A 23,034-nucleotide genomic window follows, 5' to 3' on the forward strand; every position below is an offset into this window, starting at 1 on the left:
TCCTAGCGGAAACGGTTCAGATCGTCAGTTCGGATTCGCGGCGCAGCCGCGCGCCCTCGCGAAAGACCTCCGCAAGGACGAAGACGATCAGGACGGAAAACACCGGGGTCAGCAGTTCGCCCAGCCCTTGCGGGTCCATGACGCCGGGCGCCAGGCGGGCGGCGACGAAGCCCTGGGCCAGCCAGACCCCGCCGGTGACCAGGGCCAGGATCAGGCCGATCTGGCGCAGGCGACGCACATTGGCCGGATGAAAGGGGTCGCCCATGATCAGAGTACGGAAGATGAGGCGCAGGCTGCGCAGAATCAGCATGAAGCCGCCGAAATAGGCGGTGGCCGCCCCCAGGCCGAACAGCAGAAGCAGCCGGGTCAGGGGCAGTTGGCGGCCGCCGGTCTCGCCGCTGACGGTGATGTTCACATTGTCCAGCGGGATGAAGACGGCCGCGATCAGCAGCAGAAGAAGAAGGCCGGTGACCAGCCAGAGCAGGACATAGGCCACGTCCAGGGCCACCTTCAGCACGCTGGAGACCGAACCCGGTCCCAGGGCGCGAAACGGGGCGGTGATCGGGGCCCACCGCTGCGGCGTGCGCCCCTCGCCTCGCTTCAGCAGATGGGGCAGGGGCAGGCGCATGGTCGGTCGGTGCTCAGGCCGGAAGGAAGGACGCGGCGGCTGCGCGGGGTCCGGCGAACCCGCACGCAGCCCTATACATCGCGATCTTCGTCAAGGTCGTCAAAGCTCTCGTGATCGATAAGGACTGGACTTGAGGTCGATCAGAAGGCTTGGACCAGGATGGCGACCAGGGCGGTCGGCAGGGCGGCGATCAGAACCGTGTTGACGAAGGCGGCGCCGACCTTGTCCAGCAGCAGCGAGAGGTTCATCGTATGCATAATGTGTCTCCGTTTTTCCTGTTGGGCGATCATCGCCCATTTTAAGTTTTTTCCGCATGATCCTTCCGGTTATGCCCGGCGTCTTGAACGTTGCGGCCCCGTTCCTGACGATCAATAGATAGGCCGTGTCCTGCGGAAAATCACGTTACATATCGTTTAACGATATTAAACTTTGGCAATAGACTGTTTCAGGACCGTGATCGGCAATGAGTCTCAAGCTTTTCAAGGGGATGCGTATCGTCCTCGCCACCCACAATCCAGGCAAGGTTCCCGAGATCGCCGCTCTGCTGGGCGAAGATTACGAGATCCTCACGGCGGGGCAGCTGAATCTGCCTGAACCCGAGGAGACCGAGACCACCTTCGCCGGCAACGCCCTGCTGAAGGCGCGCCATGCGGCCGATCGGTCGGGCGAGGTCGCCTTGGCCGACGATTCGGGCCTGTCGGTCGCGGCCCTGGACGGGGCGCCGGGCATCTATTCCGCCCGCTGGGCCGGTCCGGGCAAGGATTTCGCCGTGGCCATGAAGAAGGTGGAGGCGCGGCTGGAGGAGATCGAGGCTGCGGACATGAGCGCCTGGTTCACCTCGGCCCTGGCCGTCGCCTGGCCGGACGGGCCCAGCGTGGTGGTCGAGGGGGTGGTGCGGGGTCGGCTGACCTTTCCGCCGCGCGGCGACCGGGGCTTCGGCTATGATCCGATCTTCATTCCGGACGAGGCGCCTGATGACGCAAGCGGCCTGACCTTCGGGGAGATGGAGCCTGCGGCCAAGGAGGCGATCAGCCACCGCACCCGCGCCTTCGCCAAGCTGAGAGCCGCCCTGATTGACTGAGCCCGCCCAGACCTGGGTCGATCCGGGAACGGACGTCGGACTCTATGTCCACTGGCCCTATTGTGCGCGCATCTGCCCCTATTGCGACTTCAACGTGGTGCGCGACCGGGGGCGGGTCGAGGAACAGGGGCGGCTGGTCGAGGCGATCCTGGCCGATCTGCGGGCCCAGCGCGCCCTGACCGGGCCGCGCCGGCTGGCCTCGGTCTTCTTCGGCGGGGGCACCCCGTCGCTGATGGCGCCGGAGGCGGTGGCGCGGATCATCGACCAGGCCCGCGACCTGTTCCCGCCGTCAGGACCGATCGAGATTTCGCTGGAGGCCAATCCGACCGATGCGGAGGCGGCCCGGTTCGACGCCCTGGCCCAGGCCGGGATCAATCGGCTGTCCATGGGGGTGCAGGCCCTGGACGACGCCGCCCTGCGGTTTCTGGGGCGCGACCATTCGGCGGCCGAGGCGCGCCGCGCGGTCGCCCTGGCCGGACGCGCCTTTCAGCGGCTGTCCATCGACCTGATCTACGCCCGGCCGGGCCAGACGCCCGCCGACTGGGCGACGGAGCTGGGCGCGGCCCTGGACATGGGGTTCGAGCATGTCTCGCCCTATCAGCTGACGCTCGAGCCGACGACGGCCTTCGGCCGGGCCCTGGCGCGCGGAACCCTGGTCCCGCCGGACGAGGACCAGGCTGCGGCCCTGTACGAGACCACCCAGTCGGTGCTGGAGGCCGCCGGTTTCGACGCCTATGAGGTGTCCAACCATGCGCGGGGCGTGGCGGCCCGGTCGGCCCATAATCTGCATGTCTGGCGCGGCGGGGACTATCTGGGCCTGGGGCCGGGGGCGCATGGGCGACTGACCCTGGACGGCGTTCGCACCGCAACCGTCGCCCATCGCCGCATCGGCGACTATGCGGCAGGGGTGCAGGCGGGCGCCCCCTGGGCCGAGGTCGAACGGCTGGACGCCGCCGGGGCGGCGGAGGAGCGGCTGCTGCTGGGGTTGAGGACGGTGGAGGGGGCGCCGGTCGGCGTATTGGGGGACCTGGGCCTGTCGCCCGAGGCGGAACCGACCGCGGACCTGATCGCCGACGGCTTTCTGACGGTCACGGGCGGGCGGCTGGTCGCCACCCCGCGCGGGCGGCCGGTGCTGGACGGAGTGCTGAAGGCCCTGCTGACCTGACGCCGCGCCTCAGCCCAGGGTCGCGCCGGTGGTGCGCATGATCTCAGCCCGCAGCTCAGGCAGGCCCAGCCCCTTTTCGGAGGAGGTCAGGGCCACCACGGGGAAGGCGGCGGGGCGTTTGGAAATGGCCTTCAGCGTGGCCTCCTGCATCCGCTCGCCCTCGCCCTTCTTCAGCTTGTCGGCCTTGGTCAGGACGATCTGATAGGAGACGGCGGCGAGATCCAGGGCGTCCAGCGCCTCCGTATCCACCGACTTCAGGCCGTGGCGGCTGTCGATCAGCAGATAGACCCGCTTCAGCGTCACCCGGCCGCGCAGATAGTCGCGCCCCAGGTCCTGGAACTTCTTGACCGTGGTCTTGGACGCCTTGGCCCAGCCGTAGCCGGGCAGGTCGACCAGGCGCAGCCGGCCGTCCAGATCAAAGAAGTTGACCTCGCGCGTGCGGCCCGGCTCGTTGGAGGCTCTGGCGAGCTTGTGCATGCCGACCAGGCCGTTGATCAGGCTGGACTTGCCGACGTTGGAGCGGCCCGCAAAGGCGATCTCCGGCAGGTCGGGATCGGGCAGTTGCTCGATCTTGGCGGCCCCCATGACGAAGGTCGCCGGCCGCGCGAACAGAATCCGTGCGGCCTCGATCTCTTCGGGGCTGAACTCGGTTTCCTCGATCACGCGGGCTTTTTCTTGAAACGGGCGATGAAGTCGTCGATCGGATTCTCGGCCTTGTAGCGGTGCATGATGACGTACTGCTGCAGGATGGTCAGGATGTTGGACCAGGCCCAATAGACCAGCAGGCCCGCCGCAAAGGGCGCCATGATGAAGGTGAAGACCAGGGGCATGAACTGGAAGATCTGGCGCTGGACCGGATCGGCCGCCGGCGGGTTCATCGCCGTCTGCAGCCACATGGTGAGACCATAGGCGACCGCCAGCAGGCCGATGCCCAGAGGCCCGACCAACAGGCCGCCCAGCAGGGGCAGGGTCGCCGGATCCCAGGGGATCAGGCCGAACAGGTTCCACACCACAGAGGGGTCACGGGCCGACAGGTCGTGGATGAAGCCCAGGAAGGGCTGGTGGCGCATTTCGATGGTGACCGTCAGCACCTTGTACAGGGCGTAGAAGACCGGGATCTGGAGCAGAAGCGGAAGACAGCCGGCGACCGGATTGATCTTCTCCTTCTGGTACAGGGCCATGGTCTCCTGTTGCTGCTTCTGCGGATCGTCTTTGAACTTCTTCTTGATCTCCTCCATCTTGGGCTGGAGGTTCCGCATCTTGGACATCGAGGCGTAGGCGTTGTTGGCCAGGGGGAACATCACCAGTTTGACGATGACGGTCAGGGCCAGGATGGCGACGCCGAAGCTGCCGACCAGGCCGTAGACATTCTCCAAAATCCAGAAGATCGGGCGCGTCAGGAACCAGAACATGCCCCAGTCGATCGCATAGACGAAGCGCGGCAGGTTCAGGTTGGTCTCATAGGTCTTCAGCACCTCGGCCCGCTTGACCCCGGCGAACAGGCGCTGGGTCTCGGTGGCGGTTCCGCCGGGCTGGATGGTGCGGGTCGCGCCCAGGACGTTGGCTTCCAGCTGCGGCTGGCCGCCCGGAACCTCGCGGACCCGGAATTCGGTTTCGACCGCCTCGTCCTGCTGCGGCAGCAGGGCCGCCAGCCAGTATTTGTCGGTGATGCCCAGCCAGCCGCCGATCGAGGCGTTCTCGATCCGCGGCTCCTTCAGCCAGTCCTTGTACTTCTTCTGCTCGGTCCGGTACTCGCCCGGCTTGCCGAAGGCGCCGATGGCGCCTTCGTGGACGATGTGGGACGAACCGGCCAGGGGCGGGACGCCCTGGCGCTGGACGCTGCCGTAGGGGGCGATGGTGATGGCCTGGGTTCCCAGGTTCTGGACCGTGTCCTTGATCGAGAAGACATAGCGGTCATCGACCGAGACCACGCGGGTGAAGCGCAGACCCTGGCCGTTGTCCCAGGTCAGGGTGATCGGCGAGGTGGGGGTCAGGGTCGAACCGGCGGTCAGGCGCCAGACGGTGTTGGGCCCAGGCACGCCGCCGGCCACATTGGGGCCGGTCCAGCCGAACTGGGCGAAATAGGCGTTCTGCATCCCCTGGGGGCGGAACAGTTCGACCGGCTCAGGCTTGTCCTGGACCTCCTTGTAGTCGGTCAGGAACAGGTCGTCGATCCGCCCGCCCTGGAGCGACAGCGAGCCCTTCAGGGTGCCGGACTGGATCGGCACGCGAGCGGCGGTGCTCAGCGCCTGGCGACGATCGGTGACGAAGACCGGCCCCTGGGGGCTCAGCGCCGTGCGAGCGGCGTTCCTGGCCGTCTGAGACTGTTCGGCCTGGGCCTGCTGCTGGACGGCGCGGCGCTCGGCCTGGGGCCGCAGCACGGCGAACCAATAGACCCCCAGGATCAGGGCCGAGCACACGATGAAGAGGATCGTGTTGCGCGAGTTCTCGTTTTTCATGGATTCGGGCGGTCCTGGCCGGAGGGGGCGGGGGCGGGCGAAGGCCGGTCGGCCCCCCGATCGTTTCTCGGTGTCGCCAGCCTTGTAAGCGTCGATTTCACATCGTCAAGCAGACGGTCCCACGCCCGCTCGGTCGTGCCCATGCGGGCGATGAAGACATAGTCGCTTCCGGGCACGCCATGTTGGGGCAGCATGGCCCGCGCGGCCTCGCGCAGACGGCGTTTGGCGCGGTTCCTGACCACCGCCCCGCCGATCTTGCGCGTGGCGGTGAAGCCCAGGCCGATGTGCGGCGAACCGTCGCCGCGCTCCAGCCTCTGGATCACCACCCCGCCGCGCGCTTCGGAAACGCCTTTGGCGGCCGCCAGAAACTGGGGCCGCCGCAACAGACGTTTGATCTGTAAAGGGTCGCTCATGCGTCCTTGGCTTTCGGACGCGAGAGCCGCTTACGCCGTCAGGCGCTTGCGGCCCTTGGCGCGACGGCGCGCAACGATCTTCTGGCCGTTCTTGGTGGCCATCCGGCTGCGGAAGCCGTGACGGCGCTTGCGCACGAGTCGCGACGGCTGATAGGTCCGCTTCACGGTCGGCTCCTGACGTTAAAAGGTTGGGCGACGGGGCGAAAGGCGTCCGCCGCAGGAAGGGCGGGCGTATAAGTCGCATGGTCGCGCGAGTCAACGCTCGACCGGCAATTCGGGATTGAAGCGCGTATGGCGAAACGAACGGCGAAGGACTGGGCCCTGCGGTTGACCCCGCTGGCGGTCATCGCCGGCCTGGTGGCCGCCTTCTTCGCCCTGGGCTGGAACCGCTATCTGTCGATGGACCTGATCCGCGAGCATGGGCTGAACCTGCAGGCCTACGCCCAGGCCCATTGGTGGACCGCCCTGGTCGCCTTCATCGCCGTCTACGCCGTCGCCACCGCCTCCACCATTCCGGGGCCGGTCTTCCTGACCCTGCTGGGCGGGATGATGTTCGGCCCCTATGTCGGCGCCCTGGCCCAGGCCAGCGGGGCGACCCTGGGCTCGGTCGTGATCTATATGGTCTATCGCACCTCGATCGGAACCTGGCTGCGCGCCAAGTTTGAAGCGGACGCCGGCTTCATGGACCGGCTGGCCAAGGGGATCGACCGCAACGCCTTCACCACCCTGTTCACCCTGCGGGTCATCCCCAGCGTCCCCTTCGTCCTGGTCAACGCCACCGCGGGCATGATGGCGGTGCCGCTGCGCCCCTATGTGATCGCCACCTTCATCGGCCTGCTGCCGTCCACCTTCATCTACACCTGGATCGGATCGCAGCTGGGCGATCTGTTGCGGGCCGGGGTGCGGCCGGACCTGCCCATGCTGCTGCATCAGTTCTTCTGGCCGCTGATGGGGGTGGCCTTCCTGTCCCTGCTGCTGCCGATCGGCATCAAACTGGTCCAGATGATCCGCGCCCGACGCGCCCGAAGCCAGGGAGGGGCGGCCCCGGCATGATCCCCCTGTTCGATCGGCTCGCGACGGCGCTGAAGCTGTCGCCCCAGACGGCGGAGACCTGGCGCGAACGGCTGCGGCCCCGGGCGCCCGACGGCCTGTCGGCCCGGCTGCTGCTGCTGACCTTCGCCTTCACCCTGGCGGTCGAGGCCCTGATCATGGGGCCGAACCTGGCCGCCTTCCACGAGCGCTGGCTGCGCGACCGGCTCCAGGCCGCCGAACTGGCCTCGGTCGGGGTGGAGGCCCTGCCCTACAGCGCGGTCGAGGACGACACGGCCGCCGAGCTGATGCGGATCGGCGGGGTCCAGGCCGTGGCCCTGACCGAACAGGGGGTGCGGCGGCTGCTGCTCCAGGCCCCCAACCTGCCGCGCGCGCCGGAGCTGATCGACCTGCGTCAACAGAACAGCTGGGCGCGGCTGACCGACCCCTGGCGCACCCTATTCGGCCATCCGGACCGGTCGCTGCGGGTCCAGGCCAAGCCCCGCTATCGCTCGGGCGACTTCATCGAGATCGTCACCCCGGCCCAGCCGTTGAAACTGGAGCTGAAGGCCTTCCTTCTGAACAGTCTGCTGGTCAGCCTGCTGGTGTCCCTGACGGCGGGCGCCCTGCTGTACGGCGGTCTGGCGCTTCTGGTGCTGCGGCCGCTCCAGCGCGTCACCCGCTCGATGGAGCGGTTCGCCGCCGATCCGGAGAGCGCGGCCGAGCCGCCGTCGGACCGCCACGATGAAATCGGCCGGGTCGAGCGCGAACTGGCCCGGATGCAGGAGGAGGTCCGTCAGTCCCTGCGCTCGCGCGCCCGGCTGGTGGCGCTGGGCGAGGCGGTGGCCAAGATCAATCACGACCTGCGCAACATGCTGACCTCGGCCCAGATGGCGTCCGAACGCCTGGCGACCTCGGCCGACCCCCAGGTGGCCAAGGCCCTGCCCCGGCTGGAGCGGGCGCTGAGCCGGGCCGCAAGCCTGTCGCGCAATGTGCTGGAATACGGCCGCAGCGAGGAGCCCGCGCCCCAGAAGACCCGCGTGGTCCTGACCAAGGCCCTGACCCTGGCGGCGGAGGACGCCGGCCTGGAGCCCGACGGGGTGCGGCTGATCAAACAGGTGCCCGCCCGGTTCGCGGTCGAGGCCGATCCGGATCAGCTGTACCGCATCCTGGTCAATCTGATGCGCAACGCCCGTCAGGCCATAGAGGCCGATCCGGGCCGCTCCCCCGAGCGGCGCGGCAAGGGCGCCGTCACGGTCAGCGCCTTCGGTCAGGACGGGGTCTGCGTGATCCGCATCGCCGACGACGGGCCGGGCATTCCGCCGCGCCTGGCCGAACGGCTGTTCGAACCCTTCGTCAGCTCCAAGAGTTCGGACGGATCGGGCCTGGGCCTGACCATATCGCGCGAACTGGCGGCCCTGCATGGCGGCGATCTGAGACTGGTTCCCGGCGACGGCGGCGGGGCGGTGTTCGAACTGCGCCTGCCGGCCTGATAGCTATTCCAGCCCGTCGTCGGTGACGACGAAGGGTCGGTCAGCGGCCTTGGCCTGGGCCGCCAGCTCTTCCTGCACCAGGTGCCAGCGACGCAGGCGTTCATAGCTGATGGCGTGTTCGGGCGAGGCGTCCAGCCAATGGCGGAAGTCCTCGATCTGCAGACGGGCGTTGGGGGCGGCCGGGTCCGGCAGGGCCGGGACGTTGGGCAGTTGACGCGCCACATCGGCGGGAATGGGGAAGTCTCCGGACGAGGTGCTCAGGATCATGAAGGCGGCTCGGCGTCGATTGTGCGTCAGTGGAGAGGGGAACCATGACGCGAAGCGCGGCCGGGCGCCACCTTTTCGTCATGACAGCGTTGTTGCCGCAACCGCCCTTTACGGCCAAGGTTGGCCGACAGGGTCTGAACCAGGAGATGTCCATGACCATTCGCACGTCCCTGATGTCCGCCTTGCTGGCGGCGACAGCCGTCGCGGCGCCCCTTTCGGCGGCCGCCCAGCAGGCGTCGGACCCCTATGGCGATCAGCGTGTCCTGCCCGATCCCAACGACCCCAAGGCGCGCGAGGCCCTGGAGCGGGCGCGGGGCGAGGCCTATCACCGGGCCGATGACTCCAAACAGACCGAGGAGGAACTGCGCACCACCCGCGCCCTGAACGCCGAGATCGCCGCCCAGAACGCCCTGGCCGACAAGGCCGACGAGGCCGCTCGGCTGGAATATGACGCCGCCGTGGCCCGGCGCCAGATCGAGATCCGGCGGATCGAAGAGGAGGCGCGAGCGGCCGCCGAGGCGACTCGCGCGGCCCAGGAGCAGTACGACCGCGACTACGCCGCCTGGCGCGAACAGGTGCGCCTGTGCCAGTCGGGCTTCCGCGAAGCCTGCACGGCCCGCCCCGCCTGGGTCAGGCCGCAGCAGTAGTCGGAATCAGCCGGCGACCAGGCTCATGTCGCGCCGGGCCATCATCCGGTCGAACTCGGTCCAGACGCCGTCGGCGCCGTGCCAGCTGCCTTGCGTCGCCGCCTTCGAATATTCGGTGGCGCGGGCCTCGAAGAAGTTGGCGTGCTCGACGCCCGACAGCAGGGCCTGCAGCCAGGGCAGCGGGTTTTCCTTGACCCCATAGACCTCAGGCAGCTTCAGCTGACGCAGGCGCCAGTCGGCGATGAAGCGAATGTACTGCTTGATGTCGTCGGGGGTCATGCCCTCGACCGCGCCCATTTCGAAGGCCAGGTCGATGAACTTGTCCTCCATCTTCACCACCGTCTTGCAGCAGTCGACGATGTCGTCGGCCACGGCCTGGGTGACGGCGCCCGTCTCCTTGTTGAAGGCGTGATACAGCTTGATGATGCCCTCGCAGTGCAGGCTCTCGTCGCGAACCGACCAGGAAACGATCTGGCCCATCCCCTTCATCTTGTTCATGCGCGGGAAGTTCATCAGCATCGCAAACGACGCGAACAGCTGAACCCCTTCGGAGAAGCCGCCGAACATGGCCAGGGTCCGGCAGATGTCGGCGTCCGAATCCACGCCGAACTGGCCCATATAGTCGTGCTTGTCCCGCATGGCCTCATATTCCATGAAGGCGCCGAACTCGCTCTCGGGCATGCCGATGGTCTCGAGCAGCAGGGCGTAGGCCGCGATATGGATGGTCTCCATATTGCCGAAGGCGGCCAGCATCATCTTCACCTCGGTCGGTTTGAACACCCGGCCGTAGCGTTCCATGTAGTTGTCCTGAACCTCGATGTCCGCCTGGGTGAAGAAGCGGAAGATCTGGGTCAGCAGATTGCGTTCATTGTCGTTCAGGGTCGAGGCCCAGTCCTTGACGTCCTCGCCCAGCGGCACCTCTTCGGGCATCCAGTGGACCTGCTGCTGCTTCTTCCACATGTCGAAGGCCCACGGATAGCGGAAAGGCTTGTAGGCCACGGAGGGCGTCAGAAGACCGGCGCGGTCGGGGCGGATGATCGGGGTGATGGCGTTCATCGAACTGGACCTGAAGGAGCGATTCCGGAGAGGCCTGCACCATGCGACTCGGCGCGCCCGGCGCCAAGTCGGAAATCATCTATGTTGCGATCACATTTTGTCCTACCGCTACATCTTGTGTGCGGCGGTTAAGAAGCTGGGGACGGCCCTGGGGATGGGCGCCCCGCCTCAGGCGGCCTGGGCGTCGTCCCGACGGTCAGACGCCGCAGCCAGGGCGGCGTCGATCGCCGCATAGAGGGCCGCCTGGGTGATGGGCTTGGCCAGATGACCGTCCATGCCGGCGGCCAGGCAGCGGGCGGCGTCTTCGGGCATGGCCTCGGCGGTGACGGCCAGGACGGCGACGTCGGCGGCCGGTCCAGCCAGACTGCGGATGGCGCGGGTGGCGGCGATCCCGTCCATGACCGGCATGCGGACGTCCATCAGGACTAGGTCGAAGGCGCCGGCCGCGACGGCCTCCACCGCCTCGGCGCCGTCACACGCCTCGGCCGTGTCGCAGTCGGCCGCCTCCAGCATGACTCGCATCAGATTGCGGTTCAGGGGATGGTCGTCAACGACGAGGATCCGCATGCGCCGCGCCTCCAACGGCTGGGGGGCGTCGCTCTGAACGATTTCGACCGGCTCGGCTGGGATTTCGACGGTGAAGGTCGTTCCCATGCCGGGCGCGCTCTCCACCGAAATGGTTCCGCCCAGTCGGTCCACATGGCTCTTGGCCAGGGCCAGACCCACTCCCGCGCCCTGATGCGCCCGGCTGGTGGTGGCGTCCGCCTGCTGGAACAGGGAGAAGACGCCGCAGAGCACCTCATCCGTCATGCCGCAGCCGGTGTCGTGAATTTGCACGCGGAGATGATCGCCCCGTCGGTCCGCCACGACCCGCACGCCGCCCAGGCCGGTGAATTTCACGGCGTTGGCGCTGAGATGGTGCAGAATCTGGCGCAGACGCCGGCCGTCGGTCCAGACCGCGCCCTGGGCCTCGGGGGCGATGCTGACGGTGAAGTCCAGGCCGCGAACATTCGCCCACTCCCGCGACGGCGCGACCGCCTCTTCGATCAAGGCGGGGATGTCGGTCGGTTTCAGCGCCACCTCGGCCCCGCCGTGGGACACCTCCAGCAGATCCTCAATCAGGCGCAGCATGGCCTCGCCGCACTGTTTGATCGCCTCGACCTGACGGCGCCCCTCGTCGTCCAGCCCAGGACGTCGGGCCAGAAGGTCGGCATAGCCGGTGACGCCGGTCAGAGGCGTGCGCATCTCGTGGCTCATCATGGCCAGGAAGCGGGACTTGGCCTGATCGGCCGTCTCGGCCCGTTTGACGGCGGCTAGGGCGGCCTCGGTGCGCACGCCCAATCGCGTCATCAGCCGCCGCCGCTCGGTCGATAAAGTGGTGATCGGCAGGGCGGTGACGACCAGAGTCAGAAGAAACAGATGCAGGACGCTCATCTGCCGCATGACGGTCGGGACCGTGTCCAGAACCGGGTCAGGCTGAAGGCGCGTCAGGGTGACGGGGCCGTGACCCGTCACGGTGGCGCCCACGGCGATGACCGTAACCCACAGAACCGCCCCTGCGGTCCAGGGCGGAGACAGTCGGAAGGCCAGCAGGATCAGAGGCGGCAGGATCATGAACAGGATCGGCGCCTGGTTCTGGCCGAAGGCCCAGACCACGGCGGCGGTCACAAGAACCATCAGGAGCACGAATTCAGCGGGTCGGGCCTGGGCGTCGGAGCGGAAGCGGTGACTGCGCGCCACCAGCAACAGGGTCGGCGTGACGATCATCATCGCCAGCAATTCCATGTCGAAGAGGTGCCGCATCCGAAAGCCTAGGCTTTCCAACGGCGGTCCGCTGACGACGACGGCGACAAGGCCGGCCAGGAGGGTGGTGAAGGCGACGGAGGGCGCCGCAGCGATCAGGGCGAACCGCAGCAGCCGTTTCGGACGACGCATGTCCAGGGCGGCGCCGCAGAAGCGACGGATCAGCAGGGTGGCGACGATCACCTGGGTCATGTTGAAGGCGACGTTGGTGACCGCGATCACGGCGGCGTCGCCGCGTATGACATTGCTGACCAGATTGATCAGGGCGCACCCGACCAGAACCCCCAGGGCCTTGTAACGCGACAACTGCAGGACGGCGGCCAGCAACACCGCATTAGCCGGCCACATCACCTTGGCGTCCAGCGCGGCCACGCTCCACAGACCCAGAAGCTGGGAGGCGACGAACAGCAGCAGATAGACGGAGGGCGGGGGACCCGCCTCCTGTCCGGCGTCATGGCGGAAGAACCGCCAGCGCCCGCGCCGCATGGATGTCGTCAGACCGACCATGCTTCACCCGTGAATGAATATCCTAAGAATACGGTTTTGCGACGCCTAGGTAGAATTGCGGAGAAGGGGCGCAGGAACCGCCGATGCGGGCCGTCGTTCCACTGCCCTCGCCAATCCAGGGCCCGCCATGTCCGACGTCATCGCCGAACCGACCTTCGAGCCGCCGCCGGACGCCCTGGCCTTCTATGAGGAAAGCCTGGGGTTGCTGAAGGAGAGCGGCATACCCTTCCTGCTCTCGGGCACCTACGCCGTCACCGCCTATACGGGGGTGCGCCGCCCGACCAAGGATCTGGACGTCTTCTGCAAGCCCGGCGACTATCCCCGCATTCTCGCCTATTTCCAGAAGCGCGGCTATCGCACCGACGTCGAGGACGAACGCTGGATCGCCAAGGTCTGGAAGGACGACCGGCATTTCTTCGACGTCATCTTCGCCATGTCGAACGGCGCCATCGCCGTGTCGGACAGCTGGTTCGGCGGAGATGTGATCCGGGTCTATGGCCATGAGGTGCGGATCACCCCGCCCACGGCGCTGATCCTGTCCAAGGTCTTCATTCAGGATCGCTATCGTTATGACGGGGCGGATGTGAACCACGTCATTCTGAAACAGTCCGACGCCGTGGACTGGAAGAGCCTGCTGGACCAGATGGACCTCTATTGGGAGGTGCTGGCCGCCCATCTGCTGAACTTCCGCTTCGCCTATCCGACCGAGCGCGATCGGGTGCCGCGCTGGCTGATGGAGGAGCTGACCGAACGGCTGGCGGCCCAGATTGACCTGCCACCCCCGCGGGTGAAGGTGTGCCGCGGCCGTCTTCTGAGCCCGCGCGACTATGTGATCGACGTCGCCGAATGGGGCTTCGGCGACGTGGTCGGCAAGGGGCTGGAAGAACGCCACGATCCCGTGACCTGAGCCCCCGCCGGAGAGCGACCCATGACCGACGCCCCCCAACCCCCTTCCTCCGCGCCTTCCCTCGCCTCTGGGCAGACGCCCCAGCCGGGGCTGGAGCCGGGACCGGCCAAGAAGATGCGGGTCGCCGCCGTGGGCGATCTGCACGTCGGCGAGGACGCGCGCCGCCCCTATCGCGACCTGTTCGAACGGGTGTCGGACGAGGCCGACGTGCTGTGCCTGTGCGGCGACCTGGTCAACTACGGCAAGACGGCCGAGGTGGAGCGGCTGCTGGAGGATCTGCGGCTGTGTCGTATTCCGATGGTGGGCGTTCTGGGCAATCACGAACACGAATGCGGCCAGCCCGATCAGATCGCCAGGATGCTGGCGGACGCCGGGGTCCGCATGCTGACCGGCCAGGCCTATGAGATCGACGGAGTGGGCTTCGCCGGGGGGAAGGGGTTCGTCGGCGGCTTCGGCCGCTATATGTTGAGCGCCTTCGGCGAGGCGGCGGTCAAGACCTTCGTCCAGGAGGCGGTCGAGGATGCCAATCTGATCGAAAACTCCATCCGCATGCTGCGCACCGAGCGGTCGGTCGTCCTGCTGCACTATGCGCCCGTGGTCGAGACGGTGATGGGCGAGCCGCCCGAAATCCACGCCTTCCTGGGCTCGTCGCGCCTGGCCGAAACCATCGACCGATACGACAACATCAGCCTGGTGGCGCACGGCCACGCCCATCGCGGCGGGCCGGAGGGGCGCACCAATCGGGGCGTGCCCGTCTATAACGTCGCCCTGCCGGTGTTGCGTACCCTGGGCGACAAACCCTATCGGGTCTTTGAAATCTGATCGGACTGTAGGAGGGTGTGACCGGGGCTGGGATGCAGCCTCGTCCTGGGCTGCGAGGGCAGTCCGTCCTGGAGTTTCCCATGCGCCTTGCCTCTTCCATCGCGGCCGTGGCCGTCCTGGCCCTGACCACCCCGGCCTTCGCGGCCGGCCAGGCCGCCGCCCCATCTTCAGCGCCCCAGGCCGCTCCGGCGCCTGCGCCTGCCGAGGAGGACGACAGCCCCGACGAGGCCGCTTTCGAAGCCAAGGCGGAGGCTTTCGGCGAACGCATGGAAGCCATGGTGGCCGAGATGCAGGCCGCGGCCGCCCAGGCCGACAAGGCCAAGGCCAAGGCCGATCTCGACGCAATCCAAGCCAAATATCAGACTGAGGTCGACGCCTTCGCCGAGGCGGTCAACACCTTCGCCACTAGCCAAGCCGCGCCCGCCGAACAGGTCGCGATGGCGATGCAGCAGATCAAAGGCATTCCGCTGCAGGCCCGCACCGAGATCGAACAAGCCGCCGCAGCGCCGGCCGCAGCGCCCCCGGCCCAACCGCAGTAGGCCCAGCCTTACCGCGATTTCACTTGAGACGGGGCGGCTGACGGCGGAGTTTGCGCGGGTCATTCAAAGGGAGATTTCCCATGATCCGCCTGCTCAGCCTGACCGCCGCCCTGGCCCTGTCGCCCCTGTCCTGCGCATTCGCCGGCGCCTTGGCCTCCCCTCAGGAAGACCGGGCCGAGGCCGCCGAGTCGAAGGCTGAAGCCCGTCTGGAGACGGCGGCCGCCGCCTTCGAGGCGCGGATGGAGGCCTTCGGCAAGCGCGCCGAAGCGATTTCCGAAGACGAGAGCCTGGACGAGGCCGTGCGCGGCCAAAGGATCGCCGCCCTCTGGTCCGAATATGCGCCGGACGTGGCCGCCTTCACCGCCGAAGCCACCCGCCACGCCTCCGAGGCGGCGGCCGAGGCTCTAAAGGATATCGACGTCGACGCCCTGGTTCAGGAGGCCCTGAACGATCCCGAGGTGAAACAGGCGATGGAGCAGGGTCTGGCGGCCGGAACCGGCATCGCCCGCAACAGCGCCTGGACCAATCCCGATCCCGAACAGATGGAAACCTATGGGCTGATCGCCCAATATGCGCTGGATCAGGCCGAAGACGCCGTCCTGACCGAGGCGGATGAAGCGCCGGAAGAGCCTGAAGAGGTCGAAGCGCCCGAGGCCCCCGAGCCGCCCGCCCCGCCGCAAGCGCCCCAGGCGCGATAAGGCGCGATAAGGCGCAAGGGGCGCCCCACCGGCCTTGACCGCTACGGCCGATGCAGCGACACGAGCCCGCATGACCGCCCTGCCCGTCGATCCGCACCTCTATCTGACCTTTCTGGGGGTGATGGTGGTGATGGCGATCACGCCCGGCCCCGCCAATCTGTTCGCCGTCGCCGCCGGGGTGGAGCGGGGGCGCGTCCCGGCCCTGATCGGCGTGGTCGGGATGAATACGGCGACCCTGGTCTGGTTCGGCGCGGCGGCCCTGGGCCTGGGCGCCCTGGTCAAGGCCTTCCCCCAGGTCTTTCACCTGATCGCCGTCCTGGGGGCCCTCTATGTGGCCTGGCTGGGGCTGAAGGCCCTGCGCGGCGCCTTCGCCACGGCCGCCGAGCCCGAGGCCGTCGAAATCCACAAGAGCCGCAACGCCTTTCTGGACGGTTTCATGGTCCAGATCGCCAATCCCAAGGCCATTCTGTTCTTCACCGCCGTCCTGCCGCCGTTTCTGGACATCTCCCGCCCTGTGGCGCCGCAGCTGGCCCTGTTCGCCCTGGCCGTGATCGGCATGGACCTGACGTCGATGAGCGCCTACGCCCTGTCCGGCGCCGCCCTGTCGCGGCGGATGCAGACGCCCCGGTTCCGCCGCGGCTTCGGCCTCTTCGTCGGCCTCTTGCTGCTGACCGCCGCGGTCCTGATCGTTTCGCGCCTGCAAGCCTAGCTCCTGCAGGTCTGGACGCGGTCGAGCTTCGGTCTAGAGTGCCGAGGGAACAGGCTCGTTCATGCCCCGTTCAGCCGCCAGCGCGCCCGAATGGGCGATCAAGGAGTTGATTTCATGAAAGCCCCCTCAAGAACGACGTCCGCGCTCAAGGTGCTGGCGACGACGGCCGTCGCCGGCCTCGTCCTGGCCGCCTGCGCCACCGCCACCCCCTATCAGCCCGCCGGCTACAACGGTCAGCGCGGCGGCTATTCCGAACAGCGCGTCGAGAGCAACCGCTATCGCGTGACCTTTGCAGGCAATTCGGTGACCTCGCGCGAACAGGTGGAAATGTCCCTGCTGCTGCGCTCGGCCGAGCTGACGGTCGAAAGCGGCTATGACTGGTTCGCCACCGTCAACCGCGCGACCGAACGCGACACCCGCTTCGTCTCGACGCCCGACCCCTTCTACGGCCCCTATTCCCGCTTCTACGGCCCCTACTGGGGTCCGTCCTGGCGCTATTACCGGAGCGGTTTCTGGAGCCCCTGGGATCGCTGGGGCCCCTGGGGTCCGCAGGACATCGACACCCGCCAGATCGACCGCTACGAGGCCAGCGCCGAAATCATCATGGGTCGCGGTCCCAAGCCCGCCGGCGATCCCAACGCCTTCGACGCCCGCGAGGTGATCCAGAACCTGGGCTCGCGCGTCACCCGGCCCGGCGCCTGACGTCGAACCGCCCCGTCCGCCGCGCGGATGGGGCGGGCCTTTCGGTCAGCCGACGCGGGGCGATTTGAGCCGGCGCTTGTTGGAATGGGTGGCCGGCGCCGCGCCCAGATCCTCGGGCACCTCGCCCTTGAAATAATAGCGCTGCCACGCCTCCTTGGCCGCGTCCGGGTCGCCGCTGGCCAGACGCTGGTTGAAGTCCGTCCGGGCGCGGTTCCAGGCCTCGAACTGACCCTTCATGACGGGATTGGACTGCAGGGTCCGGATCACCGGCTGGAACTGCTCGACCTTCTTGTGCTCGATCAGATTGATGAAGCAGAAGGGTTCGCCCCGCTCGAAGGTCACGCGGCCCGGCCGGGTGAAGATCCAGTTCATCGTGAAGGGGAAGGGCAGCCAGTCGGTTTCGATCAGCCCGACCAGGGGTTGGATGCCGTCCTTCACATGGTTGGGCGAACCCGAACACATCATGCCCCAGCCCGGCGGAGTGCGGAACAGATACTGGGGATGCATGGTCAGAACCCCCCGCGAGAAGTGGGAGGTGACGAAATGGTCCAGGTCGTGCTGGGGCCGATCGGGCGTGATGACGATGTCTTCCTGACGCGGCCCGCCGTTCCATTCGGCGGAGAAGCCGAAGGGGCACAGGATCTCCCAGCCCGTGGTGTTGGCCATGTTCAGCGGCAGGCACCGATAGGGGTGGCGGCTGATGAAGGCGTCCATCCAGTTGCGCGACTGGCGACCGGGCACGAGGTCCGGCGGCCGCGCCGTCATCGGATAGCATTCCAGTTCCAGTTGGCGGGCGGGCGCTGTATCGACCATGACCTGTTCCTAACGCCCGATGTGCGACCACTCAACCATGAGAACGACCGGCATGAGCGAACCGGCTTTCGACCGCGACCGCCTTCTGACCTGGTTCGCCGAAAAGGGCGTAGACCACCGGACCCACGACCATCCAGCCGTCTTCCGCGTCGAGGAGGGGCTCGAACTGAAGGCCGCCCTGCCCGGCGCCCACACCAAGAACCTGTTCCTGAAGGATCATAGGGGCCGGCTGTGGCTGATCTCGGCCCGTCAGGACACGATGATCGACCTGAAACGCGCCGCCGCCGCCATGGGATCAGGCCGGCTCTCGTTCGGAAACGAAACCCTGATGTTCGAAACCCTCGGGGTCCGCCCCGGCTCGGTCACGGCGCTGGCGCTGATCAACGACGCCGAGCGGCGCGTGACCTTCGTCCTGGACCAGAGGCTGTGGGAGGCCGAGATCGTCAACTTCCACCCCCTGACCAACACCGCCACCACGGCGCTGGATCAGGCGGCCTTTCGCCGCATCCTCGCCCTGTTGGAGCGGGAGCCTCTGGTGGTGGACTTCGCCGCCCTGCCCTAGGTTCAATCGACATTCAGCCTACTGCGGTCAGGCCGCTCTTCCCGCGTCAGAGGGCCTTGATGCGGCGACAGGGTTCATCACAGCGATCACGGCGGATTCACAGCGGTCACGACGCCGTCGGAACGCGCCGTGTCCGCCGTGACCTCGTCGTGCACGTTGTGATGAACCCATCCTCAATCGGCGTTCCGCCGCCAGACGTTTTCCTTTCCGCTGACGCGGGAAGGAAGACCGACACTCAATGGAATAGAATCTTCAACGCCCCGAGGCGCCTCTCCTGGGTTGGCGGCTGCGCGCCGCCCGGCAGGACGGCGGCAGGCCCAATGTCGATTAGCCCTTAGGCCCTCAGTTCGCCGGACGGGCGGCGGCCAGGGCGGCCTTCTGGCGGGCGATTTCGGCGTCGCGGGCGCGGTCCTGGGCGGCGAGTTCGTGTTCGATGCGGACCAGTTCGCGATTCTTTTCGGCCGAGGCCTGGGCGCGCGAGACGCCGTTGGGGCGGCCGGTGATCTGGGCGATGGAGATGGGCTGGGCGCAGATGCGGCTGTCCATATCGTACCATTTGCCCGCCGCCTCGCAGCGTTCGCCCGGCGTGACCCAATAGGCCTGGACCGCGAAAACCCCCGCCACGGCGACGCCGAACAGGCCCAGAAAGATCATCGACAGGCGGGGAAAGGTCAGAAAACGCTTCATCTCAGCATCCGTTAGGCGGGTTTTGCACGGGAGCTTGACCCCGCGTTACGTTGACAGGCCTTCGCGACCGCTCCATGTCCTGCCCCTACATTCAGGCGAATTCACGGATAGACCCATGAAGGTTCTCGTCCCCGTCAAACGGGTGATCGACTATAACGTCAAGGCCCGCGTCAAGGCTGACCAGTCCGGCGTCGATCTGGCCAACGTCAAGATGAGCATGAATCCCTTCGACGAGATCGCCGTCGAAGAGGCGGTTCGTCTGAAGGAAGGCAAGGAACACCACGCCGCCGGCACGGCCACCGAGATCGTTGTGGTCTCCATCGGCGTGACCCAGGCCCAGGAAACCATCCGCACCGCCCTGGCCATGGGCGCGGATCGGGGCGTGCTGATCCAGTCGGATACGGATCTGGAGCCGCTGGCGGTCGCCAAGCTGCTGAAGGCCGTGGTCGAGGAGGAGAAGCCCGACCTGGTGCTGATGGGCAAACAGTCGATCGACGGCGACAACAACGCGGTCGGCCAGATGCTGGCCGCCCTGCTGGACTGGCCCCAGGCGACCTTCGCCGGCAAGCTGGTGATCGAAGGCGGCAAGGCCACGGTGACGCGCGAGGTCGACGGCGGTCTGCAGACCATCGCCGCCGAACTGCCGGCGGTGGTGACGGTGGACCTGCGGCTGAACACGCCGCGCTACGCCTCCCTGCCCAACATCATGAAGGCCAAGAAGAAGGAGATCGCCATGAAGGCGGTCGCCGACTATGGCGTCGATGTCGCCGACCGTCTGAAGGTCCTGAAGGTCACCGAGCCGCCCAAGCGCGCCGCCGGGGTCAAGGTCGAGAGCGCCGCCCAGCTGGTCGAATCCCTCAAGTCCGCAGGAGTGCTGTAAGATGGCCGTCCTCGTCATCGCCGATCACGACGGCTCGGCCGTCCGCGACACCACCCACAAGACCGTGACCGCCGCCCTGGCCCTGTCGTCCGAGGTGGACGTTCTGGTCGTGGGCGAGGGGGCCAAGGCCGTCGCCGACGGCGCCGCCAAGATCGCCGGGGTCCGCAAGGTGCTGCTGGCCGAGAGCGCCGGCCTGGGCAAGGTCCTGGCCGAGGCCGTTGAGGCCACCGTCCTGCCGCTGGCCGGCGGCTACGACGCCATTCTGACGCCCGCGACCACGGACGGGAAGAATTTCGCCCCCCGGATCGCCGCCAAGCTGGACGTGGCCCCGATTTCGGACATCGTCGAAGTGGTGTCGGCCGACACCTTCGTGCGGCCGATCTACGCCGGCAATGCGCTTGAGACGATCCAGTCGGGCGACGCCAAAAAGGTGATCACCGTGCGCCCCACCGCCTTCGCGGCGGCGGGCGAAGGCGGCTCGGCCCCGGTCGAGAGCGTGGCGGGCGCCGATGCGCCCAAGACGACCTTCGTCGCCGAGGAAATGGTCAAGTCGGACCGTCCGGAATTGGGCGCCGCCAAGATCATCGTCTCGGGCGGCCGCGCCCTGGGCTCGGCCGAAGAGTTCCACGCCGTGATGGAGCCCCTGGCCGACAAGCTGGGCGCCGCCATCGGCGCAAGCCGCGCGGCGGTCGATGCGGGTTACGCCCCCAACGACTATCAGGTCGGCCAGACCGGCAAGGTGGTCGCCCCGATGCTGTACATCGCCATCGGCATCTCGGGCGCCATCCAGCACCTGGCCGGGATGAAGGACTCCAAGACCATCGTCGCCATCAACAAGGACCCGGACGCCCCGATCTTCCAGGTCGCGGACTTCGGCCTGGTCGCCGACTACAAGACCGCCGTGCCGGAACTGATGTCCGCCCTGGGCTGAGGCTCGAATGAAGCTGCCAGGCGGCAGGCAGGCGGTCGTTCCGGAGGGAAAGATCGAAGCCTACTGCCTGTCGGCGGACCACCCGGAGGGCCGTCACAAGGCCCGGGTCTTCGCGTCCGCCCTGGGGCTGACTCGGGCGGACGCTCCCTATCTGAAACGCCGGCTTCTGGAAGCGGCCAAGGAGGCCGAGGCCGAGGTCGTCAGGACGACCCCGTTCGGGACTCTGTACCGTGTCCGCTTCGTGTTAGAGTTCGGCGGTCGCTCGGCCCTGATCCGCAGCGGCTGGATCGTAGGATCGGACGGGGTTCCCCGCCTGACGACCGCGATGGTGGAGTGACGACCATGATTGAGGAACTCGACGTCGTGGCTCTTAGAGCCGATCTTCCGGACCTGGGCCTGAAGAAGGGCGAGCGCGGCACGGTGGTGATGATGTTCGGCCCGACCCGCTTTCTGGCGGAGTTCGCCGACGACAGAGGCGTGGAACGGGCGACCTCGACCCTGAGCGCCGAAGATGTCGAAGTGGTCTGGCGCGCCGCCGATCATCGCGCCCCGGATCGACGCGCCGCCGGTTGATCCCCTGTCCCGACTGCCCATCAAACTGCAGCCCGGCGCTTCCGGCGACCGGATCGACGGCTGGGACACAGATCCCGAAGGCCGGCCCGTGCTGAAGGTGCGGGTGCGCGCCCGGCCGGTGGACGGCGAGGCCAACGCCGCCCTGGTCAAATTCCTGGCCAAGGCGCTCAGCGTATCGCGGTCCTCGGTCGTACTGGAGCGGGGCGGGCAGTCGCGGCTGAAGATGATTGTGATCGAGGGGCTGGACGAGGCCGGGCTGAAGGCGCGGATCGCCGCAGCCACGGGCGAGGCGGGCTGAGCCGTCCGGAGCCGTGGCGGGAGACGGCGACTGTCACAGGTTCGCGGTAGACAGGTTGGGGCGGTTCGGGGGACGCGGACGACCTTGTCTGATTTGCTGGACCGACGCCCATGACCCCCGCCTCCCTCCGCCTGATTTCCGCCCTTGCGCTTGCGATCGGTCTTTGTGCTTCCGGGGGCGCCTCTGGAAGCGCCTGGGCCCAGACGGCGGCCCGTCCGCCGGTCGAACAGAGCCAAAGCGGGGGCCGGGCGAAGAATGTGATCCTGTTCCTGGCCGACGCCGGGGGCGTGGCCTCGGTCCATGCCGCCAGCGTGATGGCCTATGGCGAGCCGCTGAGGCTGCACGTCCAGCAGTGGCCGAACCTGGGGCTGAGCGAGACCTCGCCGGTCGACGCCTTCGTCTCGGACTCGGCCAACGGCATGAGCGCCATCGTCACCGGGGTGAAGACCCACAACGGGGTGATCAGTCAGGGGCCGGACGGCGAACGCGGCCGGCGCGACGGGACGCCGACCAAGACGGTGCTGGAATACGCCGAGGAGCACGGCCTGCTGACCGGAGTGGTGACCGACCGTCCGATCACCGACGCGACCCCGGCGGCGACCTACGCCCATTCCAATGATCGCGGCAAATGGGGCGAGATCTTCCCCCAGGCCTTTTCGCCGCGCTTCGGCGACGGGGTGGACGTGCTGATCGGCTCGGGCCGGGCGGAGATCGCCGAACAGATGGCGGCGAACGGGGTCAGCTTCGACAGCCTGGCCCGGGCGCACGACCGGCCGATCTATGCGACCCTGGAGGCGGCGCCGGCGGGGAACCGGCGGCCCGTGGTCGTGGCCGAAGAGGTCGACGTGCGGGCGGCGACCCTGAGGGCGCTGGACCTGCTGCAGGCCGGGGACAAGGGCTATCTGCTGGTGGTGGAATGGGACGCCCATACCGACGATCCGCGCGAAGGCCTGGAGCACATCGCCGCTCTGGACCGGCTGATCGCCGAGGTGCAGTCGCGCGTCGATCTGGACGACACCCTGATGATCTTCACCGCCGACCATTCCTTCGGCCTGCAGGTCGACGGCGGGCGGCGCGGAGAGCCCCTGCTGGAAGGCTATGAGGCCTGGAAGGCGCGGGACGGCGACGACCGCGTGGTGCGGCTGGAGAATGTGATGGTCAACCGCACCCATACGGCCGAGGAAGTCCCGGCCCTGGCCATCGGCGCCGGCGCAGAGCGGGTGCGGGGCTATTTCCCCAACACCCACCTGTTCGACGTCATGATGAAGGCCTTCGGCTGGACGCCCTCGTCCGGCGAGTAAGGCTTCGGTCCAGCGGGTTCAGAGACCGGCCTCGGACGGAACGGAGCGGCGTCTCGCGGGTTGC

28 protein-coding genes are annotated in these 23,034 nt (G+C 67.7%); 18 read left to right on the forward strand and 10 right to left on the reverse strand.

What is annotated here, in order from left to right:
• Positions 1-16: 16 nt before the first annotated feature.
• Positions 17-628 (reverse strand): DUF2975 domain-containing protein, encoded by a 612-nt coding sequence (locus GGQ93_RS07715; RefSeq protein WP_183216183.1) that lies wholly within the window; start codon positions 626-628, stop codon positions 17-19.
• 463 nt (positions 629-1,091) lie between these two features.
• Here GGQ93_RS07715 and rdgB point away from each other — a divergent pair, with 463 nt between their 5' ends.
• Both rdgB and hemW read left to right on the forward strand, forming a co-directional pair.
• Positions 1,092-1,709: an RdgB/HAM1 family non-canonical purine NTP pyrophosphatase gene (gene rdgB / locus GGQ93_RS07720; RefSeq protein WP_183216186.1), complete on the forward strand. Its 618-nt coding sequence runs from the start codon at positions 1,092-1,094 to the stop codon at positions 1,707-1,709.
• Positions 1,702-2,874, forward strand: coding sequence for a radical SAM family heme chaperone HemW (hemW, locus tag GGQ93_RS07725; RefSeq protein ID WP_183216188.1), 1,173 nt, complete (start codon positions 1,702-1,704; stop codon positions 2,872-2,874). Before rdgB ends, hemW begins: the two co-directional genes overlap by 8 nt.
• A gap of 9 nt (positions 2,875-2,883) precedes the next feature.
• Here hemW and yihA read toward each other — a convergent pair whose 3' ends face one another.
• From yihA to rpmH, 4 genes are read right to left on the reverse strand one after another with little or no spacing between them, the layout of a single operon-like run.
• Entirely contained in the window at positions 2,884-3,537 is a 654-nt protein-coding gene (yihA, locus tag GGQ93_RS07730; protein WP_183216190.1) for a ribosome biogenesis GTP-binding protein YihA/YsxC, read from the reverse strand.
• A complete protein-coding gene (gene yidC, locus GGQ93_RS07735; protein WP_183216192.1) occupies positions 3,534-5,333 on the reverse strand; it encodes a membrane protein insertase YidC in 1,800 nt (599 codons plus the stop codon). The genes yihA and yidC overlap by 4 nt, the downstream gene beginning before the upstream one ends.
• Positions 5,330-5,746 carry a ribonuclease P protein component gene (rnpA, locus tag GGQ93_RS07740; RefSeq protein ID WP_183216194.1) on the reverse strand — a complete coding sequence of 139 codons (417 nt, stop codon included), beginning with the start codon at positions 5,744-5,746 and terminating at the stop codon, positions 5,330-5,332. Before rnpA ends, yidC begins: the two co-directional genes overlap by 4 nt.
• A 30-nt stretch (positions 5,747-5,776) precedes the next feature.
• Positions 5,777-5,911: a 50S ribosomal protein L34 gene (gene rpmH / locus GGQ93_RS07745; protein WP_003164000.1), complete on the reverse strand. Its 135-nt coding sequence runs from the start codon at positions 5,909-5,911 to the stop codon at positions 5,777-5,779.
• 126 nt (positions 5,912-6,037) lie between these two features.
• On the opposite strand from rpmH, the gene GGQ93_RS07750 reads away from it, so the two are divergent.
• Positions 6,038-6,799 carry a TVP38/TMEM64 family protein gene (locus tag GGQ93_RS07750; RefSeq protein WP_183216196.1) on the forward strand — a complete coding sequence of 254 codons (762 nt, stop codon included), beginning with the start codon at positions 6,038-6,040 and terminating at the stop codon, positions 6,797-6,799.
• On the forward strand, positions 6,796-8,268 hold the full coding sequence (locus GGQ93_RS07755) for a sensor histidine kinase (RefSeq protein WP_054764532.1): 1,473 nt from the start codon (positions 6,796-6,798) through the stop codon (positions 8,266-8,268). Before GGQ93_RS07750 ends, GGQ93_RS07755 begins: the two co-directional genes overlap by 4 nt.
• Positions 8,269-8,271: 3 nt before the next feature.
• On the opposite strand, the gene GGQ93_RS07760 is transcribed toward GGQ93_RS07755, so the two are convergent.
• A complete protein-coding gene (locus GGQ93_RS07760) occupies positions 8,272-8,535 on the reverse strand; it encodes a hypothetical protein (RefSeq protein WP_007390203.1) in 264 nt (87 codons plus the stop codon).
• Between the two features lie 152 nt (positions 8,536-8,687).
• On the opposite strand from GGQ93_RS07760, the gene GGQ93_RS07765 reads away from it, so the two are divergent.
• The gene (locus GGQ93_RS07765) at positions 8,688-9,182 is read left to right on the forward strand and encodes a hypothetical protein (RefSeq protein ID WP_183216198.1); all 495 of its coding nucleotides are present in this window, start codon (positions 8,688-8,690) and stop codon (positions 9,180-9,182) included.
• A gap of 6 nt (positions 9,183-9,188) precedes the next feature.
• On the opposite strand, the gene GGQ93_RS07770 is transcribed toward GGQ93_RS07765, so the two are convergent.
• Positions 9,189-10,238, reverse strand: coding sequence for a ribonucleotide-diphosphate reductase subunit beta (locus GGQ93_RS07770; RefSeq protein ID WP_054764531.1), 1,050 nt, complete (start codon positions 10,236-10,238; stop codon positions 9,189-9,191).
• 168 nt (positions 10,239-10,406) lie between these two features.
• Positions 10,407-12,548 (reverse strand): hybrid sensor histidine kinase/response regulator, encoded by a 2,142-nt coding sequence (locus GGQ93_RS07775; protein ID WP_224764304.1) that lies wholly within the window; start codon positions 12,546-12,548, stop codon positions 10,407-10,409.
• 127 nt (positions 12,549-12,675) lie between these two features.
• Between GGQ93_RS07775 and GGQ93_RS07780 the strand changes: the two genes are divergently transcribed.
• From GGQ93_RS07780 to GGQ93_RS07805, 6 genes are all read left to right on the forward strand, one after another.
• Positions 12,676-13,455 (forward strand): nucleotidyltransferase family protein, encoded by a 780-nt coding sequence (locus GGQ93_RS07780; RefSeq protein WP_054764530.1) that lies wholly within the window; start codon positions 12,676-12,678, stop codon positions 13,453-13,455.
• A gap of 21 nt (positions 13,456-13,476) precedes the next feature.
• Positions 13,477-14,277, forward strand: coding sequence for a metallophosphoesterase family protein (locus tag GGQ93_RS07785; RefSeq protein WP_183216199.1), 801 nt, complete (start codon positions 13,477-13,479; stop codon positions 14,275-14,277).
• 80 nt (positions 14,278-14,357) lie between these two features.
• Positions 14,358-14,816: a hypothetical protein gene (locus GGQ93_RS07790; protein ID WP_054764528.1), complete on the forward strand. Its 459-nt coding sequence runs from the start codon at positions 14,358-14,360 to the stop codon at positions 14,814-14,816.
• 80 nt (positions 14,817-14,896) lie between these two features.
• A complete protein-coding gene (locus tag GGQ93_RS07795) occupies positions 14,897-15,514 on the forward strand; it encodes a hypothetical protein (protein ID WP_183216201.1) in 618 nt (205 codons plus the stop codon).
• A 70-nt stretch (positions 15,515-15,584) separates the two neighbouring features.
• Positions 15,585-16,223 (forward strand): LysE family translocator, encoded by a 639-nt coding sequence (locus tag GGQ93_RS07800; protein WP_183216209.1) that lies wholly within the window; start codon positions 15,585-15,587, stop codon positions 16,221-16,223.
• 114 nt (positions 16,224-16,337) lie between these two features.
• Entirely contained in the window at positions 16,338-16,925 is a 588-nt protein-coding gene (locus GGQ93_RS07805) for a CC0125/CC1285 family lipoprotein (protein ID WP_054764525.1), read from the forward strand.
• Between the two features lie 45 nt (positions 16,926-16,970).
• Here GGQ93_RS07805 and GGQ93_RS07810 read toward each other — a convergent pair whose 3' ends face one another.
• Positions 16,971-17,738 carry a DUF6065 family protein gene (locus GGQ93_RS07810; protein WP_152949343.1) on the reverse strand — a complete coding sequence of 256 codons (768 nt, stop codon included), beginning with the start codon at positions 17,736-17,738 and terminating at the stop codon, positions 16,971-16,973.
• A 52-nt stretch (positions 17,739-17,790) separates the two neighbouring features.
• On the opposite strand from GGQ93_RS07810, the gene GGQ93_RS07815 reads away from it, so the two are divergent.
• A complete protein-coding gene (locus GGQ93_RS07815; RefSeq protein WP_183216211.1) occupies positions 17,791-18,300 on the forward strand; it encodes a prolyl-tRNA synthetase associated domain-containing protein in 510 nt (169 codons plus the stop codon).
• A gap of 342 nt (positions 18,301-18,642) precedes the next feature.
• Here GGQ93_RS07815 and GGQ93_RS07820 read toward each other — a convergent pair whose 3' ends face one another.
• Positions 18,643-18,987, reverse strand: a complete 345-nt coding sequence (locus GGQ93_RS07820; RefSeq protein WP_152949341.1) for a hypothetical protein — start codon at positions 18,985-18,987, stop codon at positions 18,643-18,645.
• 115 nt (positions 18,988-19,102) lie between these two features.
• Here GGQ93_RS07820 and GGQ93_RS07825 point away from each other — a divergent pair, with 115 nt between their 5' ends.
• The 6 genes from GGQ93_RS07825 to GGQ93_RS07850 all read left to right on the forward strand — a co-directional run bounded on the left by GGQ93_RS07825 (position 19,103) and on the right by GGQ93_RS07850 (position 22,970).
• Positions 19,103-19,867, forward strand: a complete 765-nt coding sequence (locus GGQ93_RS07825) for an electron transfer flavoprotein subunit beta/FixA family protein (RefSeq protein WP_183216213.1) — start codon at positions 19,103-19,105, stop codon at positions 19,865-19,867.
• 1 nt (position 19,868) lies between these two features.
• Positions 19,869-20,798 carry an electron transfer flavoprotein subunit alpha/FixB family protein gene (locus GGQ93_RS07830; protein ID WP_183216215.1) on the forward strand — a complete coding sequence of 310 codons (930 nt, stop codon included), beginning with the start codon at positions 19,869-19,871 and terminating at the stop codon, positions 20,796-20,798.
• Between the two features lie 7 nt (positions 20,799-20,805).
• Complete coding sequence (locus GGQ93_RS07835) at positions 20,806-21,135, forward strand: DUF6883 domain-containing protein (RefSeq protein WP_183216217.1); 330 nt, start codon at positions 20,806-20,808, stop codon at positions 21,133-21,135.
• Positions 21,136-21,140: 5 nt separating this feature from the next.
• Entirely contained in the window at positions 21,141-21,371 is a 231-nt protein-coding gene (locus GGQ93_RS07840; RefSeq protein WP_183216218.1) for a DUF4926 domain-containing protein, read from the forward strand.
• Positions 21,310-21,669, forward strand: coding sequence for a DUF167 domain-containing protein (locus GGQ93_RS07845; protein ID WP_183216220.1), 360 nt, complete (start codon positions 21,310-21,312; stop codon positions 21,667-21,669). The genes GGQ93_RS07840 and GGQ93_RS07845 overlap by 62 nt, the downstream gene beginning before the upstream one ends.
• A gap of 110 nt (positions 21,670-21,779) precedes the next feature.
• Entirely contained in the window at positions 21,780-22,970 is a 1,191-nt protein-coding gene (locus tag GGQ93_RS07850; RefSeq protein WP_183216222.1) for an alkaline phosphatase, read from the forward strand.
• The last annotated feature ends 64 nt before the right edge of the window (positions 22,971-23,034 follow it).

This window comes from Brevundimonas aurantiaca, assembly GCF_014199955.1.
GTDB classification, from domain to species: domain Bacteria; phylum Pseudomonadota; class Alphaproteobacteria; order Caulobacterales; family Caulobacteraceae; genus Brevundimonas; species Brevundimonas aurantiaca.

Bases quoted from the DNA above. Each gene is read 5' to 3' on its own strand.
- GGQ93_RS07715 (WP_183216183.1), bottom strand. From the start codon at position 628: ATGCGCCTGCCCCTGCCCCATCTGCTGAAGCGAGGCGAGGGGCGCACG.
- rdgB (WP_183216186.1), top strand. From the start codon at position 1,092: ATGAGTCTCAAGCTTTTCAAGGGGATGCGTATCGTCCTCGCCACCCAC.
- yidC (WP_183216192.1), bottom strand. From the start codon at position 5,333: ATGAAAAACGAGAACTCGCGCAACACGATCCTCTTCATCGTGTGCTCG.
- rnpA (WP_183216194.1), bottom strand. From the start codon at position 5,746: ATGAGCGACCCTTTACAGATCAAACGTCTGTTGCGGCGGCCCCAGTTT.
- GGQ93_RS07750 (WP_183216196.1), top strand. From the start codon at position 6,038: ATGGCGAAACGAACGGCGAAGGACTGGGCCCTGCGGTTGACCCCGCTG.
- GGQ93_RS07755 (WP_054764532.1), top strand. From the start codon at position 6,796: ATGATCCCCCTGTTCGATCGGCTCGCGACGGCGCTGAAGCTGTCGCCC.
- GGQ93_RS07760 (WP_007390203.1), bottom strand. From the start codon at position 8,535: ATGATCCTGAGCACCTCGTCCGGAGACTTCCCCATTCCCGCCGATGTG.
- GGQ93_RS07765 (WP_183216198.1), top strand. From the start codon at position 8,688: ATGACCATTCGCACGTCCCTGATGTCCGCCTTGCTGGCGGCGACAGCC.
- GGQ93_RS07770 (WP_054764531.1), bottom strand. From the start codon at position 10,238: ATGAACGCCATCACCCCGATCATCCGCCCCGACCGCGCCGGTCTTCTG.
- GGQ93_RS07775 (WP_224764304.1), bottom strand. From the start codon at position 12,548: ATGGTCGGTCTGACGACATCCATGCGGCGCGGGCGCTGGCGGTTCTTC.
- GGQ93_RS07780 (WP_054764530.1), top strand. From the start codon at position 12,676: ATGTCCGACGTCATCGCCGAACCGACCTTCGAGCCGCCGCCGGACGCC.
- GGQ93_RS07785 (WP_183216199.1), top strand. From the start codon at position 13,477: ATGACCGACGCCCCCCAACCCCCTTCCTCCGCGCCTTCCCTCGCCTCT.
- GGQ93_RS07790 (WP_054764528.1), top strand. From the start codon at position 14,358: ATGCGCCTTGCCTCTTCCATCGCGGCCGTGGCCGTCCTGGCCCTGACC.
- GGQ93_RS07795 (WP_183216201.1), top strand. From the start codon at position 14,897: ATGATCCGCCTGCTCAGCCTGACCGCCGCCCTGGCCCTGTCGCCCCTG.
- GGQ93_RS07800 (WP_183216209.1), top strand. From the start codon at position 15,585: ATGACCGCCCTGCCCGTCGATCCGCACCTCTATCTGACCTTTCTGGGG.
- GGQ93_RS07805 (WP_054764525.1), top strand. From the start codon at position 16,338: ATGAAAGCCCCCTCAAGAACGACGTCCGCGCTCAAGGTGCTGGCGACG.
- GGQ93_RS07810 (WP_152949343.1), bottom strand. From the start codon at position 17,738: ATGGTCGATACAGCGCCCGCCCGCCAACTGGAACTGGAATGCTATCCG.
- GGQ93_RS07815 (WP_183216211.1), top strand. From the start codon at position 17,791: ATGAGCGAACCGGCTTTCGACCGCGACCGCCTTCTGACCTGGTTCGCC.
- GGQ93_RS07820 (WP_152949341.1), bottom strand. From the start codon at position 18,987: ATGAAGCGTTTTCTGACCTTTCCCCGCCTGTCGATGATCTTTCTGGGC.
- GGQ93_RS07825 (WP_183216213.1), top strand. From the start codon at position 19,103: ATGAAGGTTCTCGTCCCCGTCAAACGGGTGATCGACTATAACGTCAAG.
- GGQ93_RS07830 (WP_183216215.1), top strand. From the start codon at position 19,869: ATGGCCGTCCTCGTCATCGCCGATCACGACGGCTCGGCCGTCCGCGAC.
- GGQ93_RS07835 (WP_183216217.1), top strand. From the start codon at position 20,806: ATGAAGCTGCCAGGCGGCAGGCAGGCGGTCGTTCCGGAGGGAAAGATC.
- GGQ93_RS07840 (WP_183216218.1), top strand. From the start codon at position 21,141: ATGATTGAGGAACTCGACGTCGTGGCTCTTAGAGCCGATCTTCCGGAC.
- GGQ93_RS07845 (WP_183216220.1), top strand. From the start codon at position 21,310: ATGTCGAAGTGGTCTGGCGCGCCGCCGATCATCGCGCCCCGGATCGAC.
- GGQ93_RS07850 (WP_183216222.1), top strand. From the start codon at position 21,780: ATGACCCCCGCCTCCCTCCGCCTGATTTCCGCCCTTGCGCTTGCGATC.